Here is a 14707-nt window from a genome sequence, read left to right on the forward strand (position 1 = left end):
AGTGATTTTTATCATTGAATTCCAGAAAAATAAATTAGACAAATTAGCCTACCTGCTCGATCATTCCTTCCCATATCGGTGGCAAGAACAGCCAAGAAAACCAAAGGGGATGCAATGACGGACGTTGTGCCGAAATTGTCGGTGGACCGTGTCCACAAAAGCTATGGCGCGGCACGCGCCCTCCGGGAAACCTCACTGGAAGTCGCCGCGGGCGAGTTCCTGACGCTATTGGGGCCTTCCGGCTCGGGCAAGACCACCCTCTTGATGATATTGGCGGGGCTGGGCGTGCCGGATGGCGGAGAGGTGCGCATCGATGGCCGGGTAGCGACCTATGCGCCTGTCCATGAGCGCGACATCGGCATGGTGTTCCAGAACTACGCGCTTTTCCCCCATCTGACCGTCTACGAGAACATCGCGTTTCCCTTGCGCATGCGGCGCGTCGCGGAAAGCGAAATCCAGCGCCGGGTCCAGCGCATTCTCGATATCGTCCGCCTGCCCCACACCGCGCGGCGCCTGCCGCGTGAACTGTCGGGCGGCCAGCAGCAGCGGATCGCGCTGGCGCGTTGCGCCGTCTACGAACCATCCATCATCCTGATGGACGAACCGCTGGGCGCGCTGGACAAGAAACTGCGCGACCAGATGCAGCTGGAGATCAAGCGCCTGCATGTCGAGCTGGGGACGACCATCCTGTTCGTCACCCATGACCAGGAAGAAGCCTTGACGATGTCGGACCGGATCTGCCTGATGAACGAAGGCGGCATCGAGCAACTGGGCACGCCTGACGATCTCTATTTCCGGCCGCGCACCGCCTTCGCCGCGGACTTCCTTGGCGGTTCCAATATCTTCGACGCGGTGCTCGACACGCCCGAGCCCGGGTCCATCGTGCTGCGCGGCCCCGGCGGCCAGCGCATCGTGGCAGCCGCCGGCAAGGACCGCCTCGCACCCGGCGCCGCCACGGCGTTCATGGTGCGACCGGAGCAGGTGCGCCTGCTGTCGCCCGGAGAGACGGCGGACAACCGCCTGGACGCAACCCTGGTACGCAGCCTGATGGTGGGCGCGGTGACCCGCCATTACCTGCAGCTCGACGACGGCGATACGCTGGTCGCCGTTGCCCTGACCACCGGGTCGCGGCGGGCCGCGCTCGTCCCGGGTGCGCGCGTGCAAGCCGGCTGGGCCGCGGCCGACACCGTGCTGCTCAGCGGCAAGCGTCATGTCGCCACGCAGGAGGCAGTCCAGTGAACGCTCCGCGCGAACTGCAACTGGGCCGCGCCGGCTACCGGCCCATGCTGCGCAGGCCCGCATGGCTGCGCCACTGGACCCTCTGGCCAGCGCTGGCCGTCCTGCTGCTGGTCTTTATCGTTCCCGTGGCGCAGTTATTGTGGCAAAGCGTCGCCGGCGCCGATGGCCGCCTCGACGCGGCGAACTACACCAGGCTGTTCCAGACCTCGCTCTACCTGCGCCTGCTGGGCAGCACCTTCCGGATCGCCGCCTGGACGACGATCGTCTGCCTGGTGGTCGGCTATCCCGTGGCGTACCTGCTCGCCAATGTCGGGCAGCGCACGCGCGGCAGACTGCTCATATGGGTGCTGATGCCGTTCTGGACCAGCGTGCTGGTGCGCAGCTTCGCCTGGATGGTGATCCTGGGCCGCGAAGGCCTGCTGAACCAGTGGCTGCAAGGACTGGGACTGGCAAAGGAGCCGCTGGAGCTGATGTACAACCTGGCTGCGGTGCTGGTAGGGATGGCCCATGCATTGATGCCCCTGGCCATCATGACCATGCTGGCCGTCATGCAGAACATCGACGGCAACCTGACGCGGGCGGCGGCGACCATGGGCGCGCGCGGCGCGCACGTGTTCTGGCGCATCTACTTCCCGCTGTCGCTGCCGGGCGTCGCGGCCGCCGGCCTGCTGACGTTCATTTCCGCCCTCGGCTTCTTCATCACGCCCACCCTGCTGGGCAGTCCTCGCGAAGCCATGATCGCGCAGATCATCGTGACGCAGATCGATGAAACCCTGAACTGGGGCTTCGCCGGCGCGGTGGCCATGCTGCTGCTGATTGCCTCCATCGCCGTGTTCTACCTCTTCGACCGCCTGCTGGGCATGGCTGCCCTGACCGGTGACTCCGGCGAGGTGGCGAACCAGTCCCGTCCCGGGATGCTGCGGCGGGCGGGCATATGGCTGGGCCGTTATGCGCTGTCCACGATGGGATGGCTGTGCGCATGGACCGGCCAGGCCTTCGAGGCGCTGACGCGTCGCGCGGGTCACCGCCGCCCGCAGTTCCCCAAGCGCTGGGGGCTGTGGACGTTCGGCCTGACGGCCATCCTGTTCCTGGCCGCGCCGTCCTTCTTCCTGGTGCCCATTTCGTTTTCCGCCAACAACTATTTCGCATGGCCGCCCAAGGGCTTTTCCTTGCAGTGGTACGACGCCTACTTCTCCTCCACGCTGTGGCAGCAGGCCACGTTGCGCTCGGTCGGCGTGGGCCTGGCGACGGCGGCCGCTTCCCTGCTGCTGGGCGTTCCGTGCGCCTTCGTCCTTGCCCGCCACAGGCTGCGCGGCAAGTCGGGCATCATGGCCTTGCTGCTAATGCCCATGGTGATGCCGCACATCATTGTCGCCCTGGCCCTTTTCTATGCATTTTCCAAGGTCGGGCTGGTCGGCACATCGACCGGCCTGGTGCTGGGGCATACGGTCTTTGCCCTGCCCTACGTCGTCATCACGGTCATGGCGGTCCTGCGCAACTATGACACGCGGCTGGACCAGGCGGCCTATACGCTGGGCGCCACACGATTGACGACATTCCGCCGCATCACGCTGCCCCTCATCGGGACGGGGATCATGACGGCTTTCCTGTTCGCCTTCGTCAAGTCCTTCGATGAATTGACGGTCGCGCTGTTCGTCAGCGGCGGCGTGTCAACCACGCTACCTCGCCAGATGTGGACCGATGCCCTGCTGAACGTCACGCCTACGCTGGCCGCCGTATCGACCGTCATCCTGGTCTTCGTCACCGCCGTGATTTTCTGCGGCGAGTATCTGAAAAAGCGGGGCGCCCACCGCTAGGCGGCCACGCCCACCGGCACGGGCCGCCGGTCGCCAGGCCCACCCTCAACTTGCATCTGGAGCCAGCATGCAGACTTATCCGCACTCGCCATCTCGCCGTGCCGCCCTGCGCACGCTAGCAGCCGGCGCGGCCGCGATCGCCGCGCCCACCGTCTGGACGCGCAGCTACGCGGCCCAGACACTGGTCGTCTCCGATCCCGGCGGTATCTACACCACCGCGTACACGGAGGCCTATTACCAGCCCTTCACGAAAGAAACCGGCATCCAGATCGTTCCGGTCGTGCGACGGTCCAATCCGGCCGCCGAATTCAAGGCCCAGGTTTCCACCCAGAACTTCAATTGGGACCTGAGCGGCGGCGTCACGTCGGATGTCTCGGACCTGCTCATCGCGCAGAAACTGGTCGACAAGATCGACCTGTCGGGAGACGCCATGGCCGCCATCCCCGCGGATTGCAAGAACGACTACTACCTGGCGGATTCGGGCGTGACCTTCGTGCTGGCCTATCGCACGGACCGGTACAAGAACGCCCCCACCTCCTACGCCGATCTGTGGGACACCGAGAAATTCCCCGGCCGTCGCGCACTGCGCAAGCTGGCTCGCGACATGATAGAAATCGCCTTGCGCGCCGACGGCGTGCCGGGCGGCCCGGAAATCTACAAGGTCTTGTCGACGCCGGCTGGCTGGGATCGCGCTTTCGCCAAGCTCAGCCAGATCCGTCCGCAGGTGAAGGTGTGGTGGGACTCCTCGCCGCAGAGCACGCAACTGTTGCAAAGCGGCGAAGTCGACATGTGCCCGACCTTCAATGGTCGGGCACAGGCGGCGGCCGACGCGGGCGCGCCGGTGGCCCTGGTCTGGAACGAAGGGCTGTACAGCCTCGCGGGCTGGGCCATCCCCCGTGGCGCGCCCAAGGCCGACCTGGCGCGACGCTTCATCCAGTTCTGCGCCCGCGCGGACCGCCAGGCCGCCTACACCAGCAAGCTGGTCAACGGCCCCACGAACCCGGACGCCTACCGCTATATCGCCAAGGAACTTGCGGTCAAGCTGCCGACCTATCCCGACAATCTCGCCCGCAGCCGCCGCCTGGACGACGCGTTCTGGTCGCGCAACAAGGCGATGTCGGATCAACGCTTCAACGAATGGCTGCTGCAAGGCTGAGCCCCGCGCCAAGGACTGCAGAATGAAAATCACCGATGTGCAGCTGCGTGAAATCCGCGCGCAGCTTCCCCTTGCGTTCAGCGGAGGCACTTACAGCCTGGATAGCCGCAGCGCGCTGATCTGCCGGATTTCCACGGACACCGGCATCACCGCCGAGGTGGTCGCGGGCAACGAATTCTCCTATCCGGACTACCTGAAGGACCTGGTACGCGGCCCCTTCCGCGACCTGCTGCTGGGCCAGGATCCGCTGCGGACCGAGCACCACTGGCGCGCCATGCTGCGCCATGACAAGGCGTATATCGACCGCGAATCGCTGATGGTGGCGATAGCCGTGGTCGACACTGCGCTGTGGGACCTGCGCGGCCGCATCCTCGGGCAGCCCCTGTGGAAAATGTTGGGAGGATTCCGCCAGCGCGTGCCCTTGATAGGCATAGGCGGATACTACGAGACCAGTCGGGACGCCGCCGGCATACGCGACGAAATCGCGTTCTACCGGCGCAGCGGCCTGGCCGGCATCAAGTTCAAGGTCGGCGCCCTGGCGCTGGATGAGGATATCGAACGCGTGCGCATCGCGCGGGAGGCGGCGGGCCCGGCATTCGCGATCGTGGTGGATTCCAATATGGCATGGCGCCCGGACGACGCGGAGCGTTTCGCCCGCGCGATCGCGCCCTATGACCCGGCCTGGCTGGAAGAACCGGTCCACCCGAGGAACGTAACGCGCGGACTGCGCCAGGTCCGCCACAAGACCGGCGTCCGGGTGGGCGCGGGCCAATCCGAAGCGTCCGTCTTCGATGCCTATGAATTGCTGGCCCAGGAATCGGTCGACGTCCTGAACGTGACTTATAACCGCGGCGGCGGCATATCGGGCTGGATCAAGCTGGCGGGCGCCGCCAGCTTCGTCGACGTGTCGATGGCGCAGGTCGGCGAGCCGCACATCAGCATGCACCTGATGGCCGGCATCGCCAATGGAACCTATGTCGAATGCTACCCGGACCCCAAGCGCGATCCGCTGTGGGCCGAACTCTACCTGGACCGCCCGCAGCCCGTGGATGGTTTCCTGACGGTGCCGGACCGCCCCGGCCTGGGCCTGACCCTCGATACGGACGTCGTCGAACGCTACGCCGTCGAAGCCTGGAGCTGATACTCCCCATGACCACAACCACCACAGGCAAGCGCGCACTGGTCGAAGCCCGACTGGATGCGCCCGCCGCCGACGCGCTGGTCGCCTTCTACGAGGCGCCCCACCTGGCGCGCGAACTGCGCCAGTTCGACGAATACCTACGCGTCGACCTGGCTCACACCGTCATGCTGGCCGAACGCAAGGTGCTGGATCCGTCGACAGCCGGGCGCATCCTGGCCGTACTGCGGGAGATCCGCGCCCTGGGCCCCCAGCGCTTTCCGGTCGACGCGCGGCGAGGCAGCTTTCTGCTCCAGGTCGAGGACTACCTGTTCTCGCGCATCGGCGAAGCCATCGGCGGCCGCATGCATACCGGCCGTAGCCGGCTGGACCAGGGACCGACCGTCAGGCGCATGTACAAGCGCGGCCGGCTGGTCCATGCCATGGATGGCGTGCTGGCGCTACAACGGGTGCTGCTTGCACTGGCCTCGCGCCACGCCGCCACGGTCATGCCCGGCTACACCTGCCTGCAACACGCCCACCCGGCGGTGTTCGGCCACTACATTCTCTCGTTCGCCGACAAGCTTTCCGACGACTTCGCCCGCCTGCGCGGCGCCTGGGAACGCGTCAATCTCAGCCCGCTGGGCGCGGCCGGGCTGTCGGGCACCGCGTGGCCCATAGACAGGGACCGCACGGCCGCGCTGCTGGGCTTCGAGGGCCTGGTCGGCAACGCCAAGCTGGCGCGGGAAGCCTACTACGCCGCCGAGGTCGCCAGTGCGCTTTCCTTCGTCATGTCGACGCTGAACGACCTGGCGACCGACCTGCATATCTGGTCCAGCCACGAATTCGGCTTCATCGAGACAGCGGATGAATTCTGCGGCACCAGCTCCATTTTTCCGCAGAAGAAGAACCCCGCCGGGCTGGAAGCCGTCAGGTTCGCGGCGGGCGAGGCGGTCACCTGGCTGGCCTCCGCGCTGGCCACCTTCCGGGCCGAGGGCACCGGGGATGTGGTCATGCGCGAAGTTCCCTTGCTGGACAATGCGTTCGACTCGACGATGGGCAGCCTGGCGCTGATGGCCGCGATCATGGAGTCCGTCGAGGTCCGCGTCGATCGCATGGCGGCGGCGGCATCCTCCAATTGGTCCACGGCGACCAATCTCGCGGACGAACTGGTGCGGCAAGGGCGCATGTCCTTCCGCCAGGCGCATAGCGTGGTCGCCCGGCTGGTTCGCGATTGCCTGGCCGCCGGCATCGCGTGCGCGGACGTGACGGGCGAAATGCTGGCCCGCGCGGGCGAGGACCTGGGAGAAAGCGGCGCCTACCTGCCGACCGAAATCGTCCGCGACAGCCTGGATCCGGTGCGCTTCGTCGCCACGCGCACCTCGGCGGGCGGCACCGCGCCGGGCGAAATCGACAAGCTTGCCCGATTGGCGCAGCGAAATCTGCGCGAGGCCGGCGTGTGGCTGGATGAACGCAAGCGCATGCTTGCTACCGCGGATACGACGCTGGAGGCTGCCGTGGACCAGTGGGTGGCGGCAGCAGGGTGATCGTGATCCAGGGCTCCGGCCCGTGGCCCCACGGCTGGGGCCACGCCCCGGCCCATGGCTTCGGCCCCTGGGTCACCCGCCTTGCAGCGCCGCGCGCTGGCGCATCAGGTCGATATACCGCCTGGCGCCCAGCCCCAGCGGGCGTTCCCGCGACCAGACCACGTCGACCCACAGCGGACGCTCGTTGGTGATGTTGTCGAACGGAATCTCGACCAGGCTTCCCGCGCTTACCAGCGGCCGCACCAGGCTCTGCGGCAGGTAGGCCCATCCCAGGCCGCCCTGCACCAGGCGCAGCGTGGCCAGGTGATTGTCCGTGCGCCAGATATGCCGGGACAACGCGAAGCGCGGATCCAGCTGCTCCGAACTTCGGCTCGCCACCACGATCTGGCGCAGGTCGATCAAGTCTTCCATCTGCAGGGGACGCTGGCGCGACCAGGCGCGGTGGGTCTCGGGATCCGCGACGGCGACCAGGATCTCCTCGCCCAGCTCCTGGAACGCCTCGCGCTCGTCCATGTGCGCGCGCTCGAAGACCAGCGCCAGTTGCACGCAGCCTTCATGCATCATGCGCAGCGCGTCCTCCTGCGGGGCGGTGATCACCTCCACTTCCAGCGACGGATATTCCGTCGCCAGCACGGTCAGCGGCAAGCTCCACGGCGTCGACATCAGCTCCGGCGCGATGGCGAGGGTCAGCCGCTGTTCCAGCCCTCGATGCAGGGCCAGCGCGTGGGTGTCCAGCTGGCGCAACTGGCTGGCGACCTGCCGGGCCAGCGGTTCCAGCGACCGGGCAGCCTCCGTGGGACGGGGCTCGCGGCCTTCCCGGTCGAACAGCTTCAGGTCCAGCTCCGCTTCCAACTGGGCGATGGCCATGCTGACGGCCGACGGCACGCGGCCCAGCTGCCGAGCCGCCGCGGAGAAGGAACCGCTGTCCAGCACCGCCAGGAAGATACGGATGTTCTCGCTGGAGAAAGCCATGACCTATCAATAAAACTGAAAGATTCTGACTTTATACATCAATTCTGCGGGCATAAAGTGCGGAGAAAACGTGAGGCATGGATGGCCTCACGACCACCCAATCGATATCGATGGTCAACGCGGCGCGCGATAGAGCACATGCATGCCCAAGCCGCATGGGCCTCCCGGCACGGCGCTGGCCATCGGAAACGGAGCACTACATGCAAGGCATCAAACGGCGGATCGTCTACGTCGCCATCTACGAAGCGATCGCCATCGCGATCACCACCCTGGGCCTGTCGGCCTTCTCCGACAAGAGCGCGGCGCACGCCAGCATCGCGGCGGTCGCGTCCACGACCGTGGCGATCGTCTGGAACCTGGTATTCAACTACCTGTTCGAACGCTGGGAAGCCCGCCAGGCCACCAAGGGCCGCAGCCTGCGTCGCCGCGTCGCCCATGCGATCGGCTTCGAAGGCGGCCTGGTCGTCGTCCTGGTCCCCCTGTTCGCCTGGTGGATGGGCATCTCCCTGCTCAGCGCCTTCGTCCTCGACCTCGGCCTGATCGTCTTCTTCCTGGTCTACACCTTCGTCTACAACCTCTGCTTCGACAAGGTATTCGGCCTGCCCGACAGCGCCCGCTCCACGCCGTCGTGACGGCCGCACTTGCGACTGAACCAAGGGCTAGCCGGGGGCATGGTCCCTGGACTTAACAACCGCGGAAATGGAAACTCCCAATGCCTGCATCACCCGGCGAAGCGTGTGGTAACTAGGATTGGAACCCGGCGCCAGGACTCGATAAAGATTGGTGCGGGACAGGCCGGTCCCTCTGGAAATCTCTCCAATGCCTCGAGCGCGAGCGACGTCACCCAATGCTTGCAGGAAGGCATCTGGATCATCTTCCTGTGCGGCGATAGCCAGATAGTGGGCAATCGTCTCATCATCAGTAAGGTAGTTCGCTGGATCGAAATCTCGCAGACCAGTCATTTACCGCACCCCAGGCGACGGATGCGCGGGCCTGCAGTCGGTGCCCTGTGGGTTTTCCTTGAGGACAATGCGATCGGCGATGCCACAAGGCGTCGCGCCACAGCAGGCTTCCGCACGTGCCCTGACCAGCATTACGCAGCGCAGCGTGATCCACCGTCGGGCATGTGGCGCACAGCCACACCTCCGGCGGCATGGACTTGCGCGCATGGTGTCGCAGAGGAAATACCGGAGCTATTCGGACCCGCTGGACAGCGCGCACAGCCGGCGCGCAATCAGGCAGGTTCTGCGCGAGATGCTCCGGCGAGCGCAATTCTCGGAAGACGATTTCGACGCATTGCGCTCGCTGGCTGCCGGGGCGGACAGCATATCCCTCACATCAATGCAGCGTCCGCTTCCACTGCCGGGACTGCTGCACGACCAGGTCTTCCAGGCTCTCCGGCGTGTTGTCTGGCAGGTTCACCATATAGCCCAGGCCGGCAAGCTGTTTCCGCACCTGGGCGTCGGCCAGGATCTTGTTGATGGATCGATTCAGGCGAGAGATCACATGCGACGGGGTTCCTACCGGCGCGAAGATACCTAGCCAATCGCTATTCACAAGCTCCGAAAAGCCAAGTTCCCCCATCGAAGGCGTATCCGGCAACAGCGGCACCCTGTTGGGCGCAAGTACGGCGATTGGTCTTACGCGATCGTCCTTGATGTGTGCCAATGCAGAGGGCACCGCCGTGAACATCAGATCGGCCCGCTCTCCCAAAATATCCGAGAACGCAGGTGCGGCCCCCTGGTGCGGTATGTGTTGCAGCTTCACGCCCGCCGCGCTCTGGAACATCTCGCCGTACATGTGGCCAAGGGTATTGACACCTGGCGACGCCATATTGAGCGCGCCAGGATTCTCTTTGGCGCTCTGGATCAGTTCCGCCAACGTGCGGGCCTTCACGTGGTTCCCGACGACCATGACGCTGGAAACGACTGCGACCTTTCCGACCGGAGCCAGTGCTTCGGAAAAATCGAGCGCGGGTTCTGCATGGGCCGCCAGGAAAAGAACGACCGCGCTCGGGCTGAGGTAAATTGTGTAGCCGTCCGGCGCAGCACGTGCAACGACCGAAGCACCAACACTTCCAGTGGCCCCAACGCGGCTTTCGACGATGACGCGTTGACCCAATTCATCCGTCATTGCTTTTGCCATATGTCTGGCTAGTATGTCCACCATACCGCCGGGGGGGAATCCAACAATCAGCGTAATTGGTCGGTCTGGATACACCTTGATCTCCTTGTCGTAAGCCATGGCAGGCATGGCGAATCCTATGACGCTGCTACTAACGATCAATGCGCTCATGATCATTTTCCGTAAGCCCATCACCAATCTCCACCGGTTGATCTTCGGATACGATCGCCGGCGTTCCCAACGTCGTGACGTTTGGTGTTGATGAGCTGACGATGGTTCCTCCCCATCGGCCAGTGCGCTATTCGTGTATCGTCACGCCATGGAATACGGCAGAGCTTCGGCGGCCCGCCCGGCGCCATCGACGTTGCCCGATAATTTCGACCGACAATCGCACCCGGCGCGCTATTCGACATGAACGCCGGGCTTCCTGGACACGAGGCTGGAACCCACCCAATGCGCCGAATTCGCCTCCTCACCAGCCGACACCGCGCACCCTCCACGAATATCGCGCTCGGGCTGCTGCTGGCCTTCAATGCCGGCGCGGTCAACGCAGGCGGCTTCCTGGTGCTGCACATGTACACGTCGCATATGACGGGTTTCACTTCGCAGTTGGCCGACGGCCTGGCCCTGGGAAATGTGAAGCTGCTGCTGAACGCGGTGGGGGCCATACTCGCGTTCACGATGGGGGCGGCAGTGTGCGCCATCTTGGTGAACTGGAGTCGCCAGCATCGGCTCGCCAGCGTCTACGCGCTGCCCCTGATGCTGGAGGCCCTGCTCTTGTTCCCTTTCGGCTTGATGGGAGCGATGACCCTGACCTGGAATACGCCATTCGCAGTGCCGCTGACGGTGCTCCTGCTCTCCTTCACCATGGGCCTGCAAAATGCGGTAGGGTCGAAGACCAGCGGCGGCAGCACCCGGACCACCCACATGACCGGGAACGTGACGGACCTGGGCATGGAACTAGGCAAGATGGTCCTCTGGATGAAGAAGGGCCACGGTCCTCACTCAAGGGTTCAACGAAACTGGCAGCGTGCGCGGATTTCGGGCGGCCTGGTGGGAATGTTCGTGCTCGGCGGCGTTGCCGGCGCCCTCGGCTTCAATTACCTCGGGTTCATCTGCGTGGTGCCATTGGCGGCGCTACTATTGGCGCTGTCCATTCCACCGTTCCTTCGCGACGTGCCTCACGCAAGGGGATTGATGTCCTTGTTCAGGAAGTAGAAATAGAAGTCGAAGAAGTCGAAGGCGAGGATTCCATCAGCATGTTGGCGCAAAGGTGCACCCCCGGCGGGATGGGCTTGCTGCGGATGGTGTCGCACAGGAAACGCAGGAAGTGTTCGGACCCGCTGGATAGCGCGCGCAGCTGCCGCGTGATCAGGCAGATTTCTCGCGTGAGGCTGGGCGAGCGCAATTCGCGGAACACGAATTTCGACGCATCGCGCTCGCTGGCCGCCAGCGCCGGCAGTACGCTATAGCGATTGCCGATGCCCAGCATCGAATACAGCGCCGTGGTATTGGAAATCTCGTCGTGCGGGGCGTCGAACAGCGCCGGGTTTCCCGCATGCGCGCGCAGGTAGGCGCCTATGCCGGTGTCCGACGAGAAACCGATGTAGCTCGACGGATCGAGCGCCGTCCAATCGATGCCTCCCCTGCCCTTGGCCAAGGGATGGTCGCGCCGGCACACGATGCCATAGCGGTCCTCGAACAGCGGCGTGTAGCTGAGCTCTTCGTACCCGCGATAGCGGCTCTCCACCGCGAAATCGATCTCGCCATTGGCCACCATCTGTTCGACCACCGCGGCACTGGCGCCGCGCAGCGAAATGGTGATGCCCGGATAGGCCACCCGGAAGCCCTCGATGACGTCGACCAGGAAATAATTCACGACCGAGGTGATGGCCGCGATGCGGACATGCCCCTGCCGGCCATCCGAAAACGCCTTCAAATCGCTGATGGCGCCATCGAACTGCCCGATCACACGCACCGCCTCGGCCCTGAAGCTGGCGCCCGCCTGCGTCAACGCGACGCGCCGCGTGCTGCGGTCGAACAGCCGCACGCCCACCGCTTCCTCGAACTGCTGGATCGTGGAGGTCAATGACGACTGCGTCAACGACATGCGCGAAGCAGCCAGCGTGAACGACCCCGTGTCGGCAACCGCCACGAAGCATCGCAAATGACGCAAGGAGACATGGCGTGACATGACGCGCGCCGATCCGGTCCAGGTAGGAGGCGCGGACAAGACGATCCGGCCAGAGGACCCGAGCATATATTTGAGAAATCGAATAATCAATAGATGTAAACCATTTGTTTTGATCAACCGACCTCCCTAGAATCTGACGACATCTGGCGGGCATCCACAGAGCAACGGCGTGCCGCCTATCGACCATGGAGCGCTTCGACCCGATGTCCCCTACCGCGATTCAACCCTTGGCGCCGGCAGGCTACCGGCTGCGTCTCCCCGGCCCCACCTTCGTTCCCGAACGCGTGCTGCAGGCCAACGCCCAATTGGTGGTGAACCACCGCGGCCCCGAGTTCCGCGCCGCGCTGGCCCGCGCGGAAGCCGGCCTGCAACCCATCGTCGGCACGAAGAACCGCATCCTCTTTTATGCCGCGTCCGGCAGCGGCATGATGGAAGCCGCCATCGTCAACGTGGCCGGCCCCGGCGACGAGCTGCTGATCGTCACGCACGGCCAGTTCGGCGAGCGCTTCGCCACCATCGCGCAAGCCGTCGGCGCCAAGGCCGACGTGCTGGCCACGCCCTGGGGCGAGGACATCGACATCGACGCCGTCGAAGCCCGCCTGCGCGAGAAGGACTACCGCGCCATGGTGGTGGTGCATAACGAGAGTTCCACCGGCATCGTCGCCGACCTGGCCAGGCTGGGCGCGCTGCTGCGCGAACGCCGCACGCTGCTGGTCGTGGACTCCGTCAGCGGCTTGGCCGGCATCGAAATGAAGCAGGACGAATGGGGCGTCGACATCCTGGTGTCCGCGTCGCAAAAGGCGCTGATGTGCCCGCCCGGCCTGGGCCTGGCGAGCATCAGCCCCAAGGCCTGGGAGGTGATCAATGGCGGCGGCCGCCTGCCCGCCTTCTATTGGGACTTCCGCCGCGCGCTGGCCTCCACCGAGAAAGGCGAAACGCCTTTCACGCCGGCCGTCGGCCTGGTCGCGGGCCTGCTGGAAGCGCTGGACATGATCCACACGGAGGGCCTGCCCAACGTCCTGGCGCGCCATGCGCGGCTGGCGAATGCGCTGCGCGCCGGCGGCGCGGCCATGGGATTGACCGATTTCGGGCCAGGCAAGCGCAAGTCCTCCACCGTGGTGGTGTTCGACGTGCCCGCTCCGCTGGACGGCGCCGCGATCGTGCGCGAGCTGTACCAGCGCCATCGCACCGTCATTGCCGGCGCGCGCAACCGCCTGTCGGGCAAGGTGATCCGCATCGGCACCATGGGCGCCATCGACCCCGACACCATCTATACCGACCTGGCGCACCTGGAGGACGTGCTGCCGGGCCTGGGACATGCGCTGACGCCCGGCGCGGGCGTCGCGGCCGCGCGCGCGTATCTGGGCTGAAAGCCGCGGGCCGACAAGCCGCGAGCCCGCGAGCCGCGGCCCGATGAATCGCAGTCCGATGAATCGCAGTCCAATAAATCGCAGTTCGACAAACCGTAGTGTGGCAAACCGCGCCCAGGCGTACGCTTCCAGCGTCGCCGGCTGCGCACAAAACAAGGGGAATGTCATGCAATACAAGAATATCCGGGCAGTTGCGTTGATCCTGGCGGGGGCATCGCTCGTCGCCACGTCCGCGTGGGCCGCCGACGGCCATGTAGTGCTTTATTCGGCCAACGACGACACCGTCAATAAACTGATCGCCGAAGGCTTCAAGAAGGAAACGGGCATCACCGTCGACGTCGTTTCCACCGGATCGGGCGTGTTGTTCCGCCGGGTCATCTCGGAACAAGGCAATCCGCAAGGCGACGTGGTCTGGGGCGTAAGCGCCGCGCTGCTCAAGCAGAACAGCAAGTATTTCGACGCCTATGCCGCCAAGGGATCGGACCAGGTGCCCGCGCAATACCGCGACCCCAACAATCTCTGGGTCGGCACCAACCTGCAAGTGGCGATCATCGCCCAGAACACCAAGTCCATCGACGCGGCCAAGGGTCCGAAGACCTGGGAAGACCTGATGAACCCGGCGTGGAAAGGCAAGCTGGTCTATACCGATCCGGCCAACTCGGGCTTTTCCTATGCCACGGCCAGCGGCCTGCTGGGCGCCTGGGGCGACAACGATGCGGCCTGGGCCAAGTTGAAGAAGCTGATCGCCAACACCAAGGTGCTCAATCGTTCGACGCTGGTGTTCGACGGCAACGGCACCGGTGAATATCCCCTGGGCATTTCGCTGGAATATGCCGGCTACTTGTGGGCCCACAACGGCGCGCCGGTCAAGGTGATCTACCCGGCCGACGGCACGGTGGCGCTTGCCGAGGGCACGGCCATCATCAAGGGCGGCCCCAACAATACCAACGCGCGTGCGCTGGTGGACTACCTGGCCAGCAAGCCTACACAGGAAATGCTGCTGAAGGCGACGTTCCGCCGCCCCGCCCGCCAGGATGTCCCGCTGACCGAATCGGGCGGCATGCCGCCGTTTTCCCAGATAAAGCTGCTGCCCTACGACGATGCGAAATGGGAAGCGGCGCGCACCGACACCCTACGCAAGCTGAAGGACCTCATCCAGGAAACGCGTTGA

At 65.0% G+C, this 14707-nt stretch carries 13 protein-coding genes; 9 read left to right on the forward strand and 4 right to left on the reverse strand.

Annotation, left to right across the window (positions count from 1 at the left end):
- Positions 1-114 precede the first annotated feature (114 nt).
- From C7R54_RS06745 to argH, 5 genes are all read left to right on the forward strand, one after another.
- Complete coding sequence (locus C7R54_RS06745) at positions 115-1239, forward strand: ABC transporter ATP-binding protein (protein ID WP_129149341.1); 1125 nt, start codon at positions 115-117, stop codon at positions 1237-1239.
- Positions 1236-3056, forward strand: coding sequence for an ABC transporter permease subunit (locus C7R54_RS06750; RefSeq protein ID WP_240039388.1), 1821 nt, complete (start codon positions 1236-1238; stop codon positions 3054-3056). Before C7R54_RS06745 ends, C7R54_RS06750 begins: the two co-directional genes overlap by 4 nt.
- 67 nt (positions 3057-3123) lie before the next feature.
- Positions 3124-4212: an ABC transporter substrate-binding protein gene (locus C7R54_RS06755; RefSeq protein ID WP_129149342.1), complete on the forward strand. Its 1089-nt coding sequence runs from the start codon at positions 3124-3126 to the stop codon at positions 4210-4212.
- 22 nt (positions 4213-4234) lie between these two features.
- Positions 4235-5353 (forward strand): mandelate racemase/muconate lactonizing enzyme family protein, encoded by a 1119-nt coding sequence (locus tag C7R54_RS06760; RefSeq protein ID WP_129149343.1) that lies wholly within the window; start codon positions 4235-4237, stop codon positions 5351-5353.
- 8 nt (positions 5354-5361) lie between these two features.
- Positions 5362-6876: an argininosuccinate lyase gene (argH, locus tag C7R54_RS06765; protein ID WP_129149344.1), complete on the forward strand. Its 1515-nt coding sequence runs from the start codon at positions 5362-5364 to the stop codon at positions 6874-6876.
- A 72-nt stretch (positions 6877-6948) separates the two neighbouring features.
- Here the strand turns inward: argH and C7R54_RS06770 are convergent, their stop codons facing one another.
- The gene (locus C7R54_RS06770; protein ID WP_129149345.1) at positions 6949-7848 is read right to left on the reverse strand and encodes a LysR family transcriptional regulator; all 900 of its coding nucleotides are present in this window, start codon (positions 7846-7848) and stop codon (positions 6949-6951) included.
- A 200-nt stretch (positions 7849-8048) separates the two neighbouring features.
- On the opposite strand from C7R54_RS06770, the gene C7R54_RS06775 reads away from it, so the two are divergent.
- Complete coding sequence (locus C7R54_RS06775; protein ID WP_129149346.1) at positions 8049-8480, forward strand: PACE efflux transporter; 432 nt, start codon at positions 8049-8051, stop codon at positions 8478-8480.
- A 27-nt stretch (positions 8481-8507) separates the two neighbouring features.
- On the opposite strand, the gene C7R54_RS06780 is transcribed toward C7R54_RS06775, so the two are convergent.
- Both C7R54_RS06780 and C7R54_RS06785 read right to left on the reverse strand, forming a co-directional pair.
- Positions 8508-8810 (reverse strand): addiction module antidote protein, encoded by a 303-nt coding sequence (locus C7R54_RS06780; protein ID WP_129149347.1) that lies wholly within the window; start codon positions 8808-8810, stop codon positions 8508-8510.
- 376 nt (positions 8811-9186) lie between these two features.
- Positions 9187-10143: a Bug family tripartite tricarboxylate transporter substrate binding protein gene (locus C7R54_RS06785; protein ID WP_158021163.1), complete on the reverse strand. Its 957-nt coding sequence runs from the start codon at positions 10141-10143 to the stop codon at positions 9187-9189.
- A gap of 282 nt (positions 10144-10425) precedes the next feature.
- Between C7R54_RS06785 and C7R54_RS06790 the strand changes: the two genes are divergently transcribed.
- Positions 10426-11190: a YoaK family protein gene (locus C7R54_RS06790; RefSeq protein WP_129149349.1), complete on the forward strand. Its 765-nt coding sequence runs from the start codon at positions 10426-10428 to the stop codon at positions 11188-11190.
- Here C7R54_RS06790 and C7R54_RS06795 read toward each other — a convergent pair.
- On the reverse strand, positions 11180-12166 hold the full coding sequence (locus C7R54_RS06795) for a LysR family transcriptional regulator (RefSeq protein ID WP_129149350.1): 987 nt from the start codon (positions 12164-12166) through the stop codon (positions 11180-11182). The two genes, C7R54_RS06790 and C7R54_RS06795, sit on opposite strands and share 11 nt — an antisense overlap.
- A 203-nt stretch (positions 12167-12369) precedes the next feature.
- Between C7R54_RS06795 and C7R54_RS06800 the strand changes: the two genes are divergently transcribed.
- Both C7R54_RS06800 and C7R54_RS06805 read left to right on the forward strand, forming a co-directional pair.
- Entirely contained in the window at positions 12370-13536 is a 1167-nt protein-coding gene (locus C7R54_RS06800) for a pyridoxal-phosphate-dependent aminotransferase family protein (protein ID WP_158021164.1), read from the forward strand.
- 166 nt (positions 13537-13702) lie between these two features.
- Positions 13703-14707: an extracellular solute-binding protein gene (locus tag C7R54_RS06805; RefSeq protein ID WP_158021165.1), complete on the forward strand. Its 1005-nt coding sequence runs from the start codon at positions 13703-13705 to the stop codon at positions 14705-14707.

The sequence above is a fragment of the Achromobacter aloeverae genome (assembly GCF_004121055.1).
Classification (GTDB): Bacteria; Pseudomonadota; Gammaproteobacteria; order Burkholderiales; family Burkholderiaceae_B; genus Bordetella_C; species Bordetella_C aloeverae.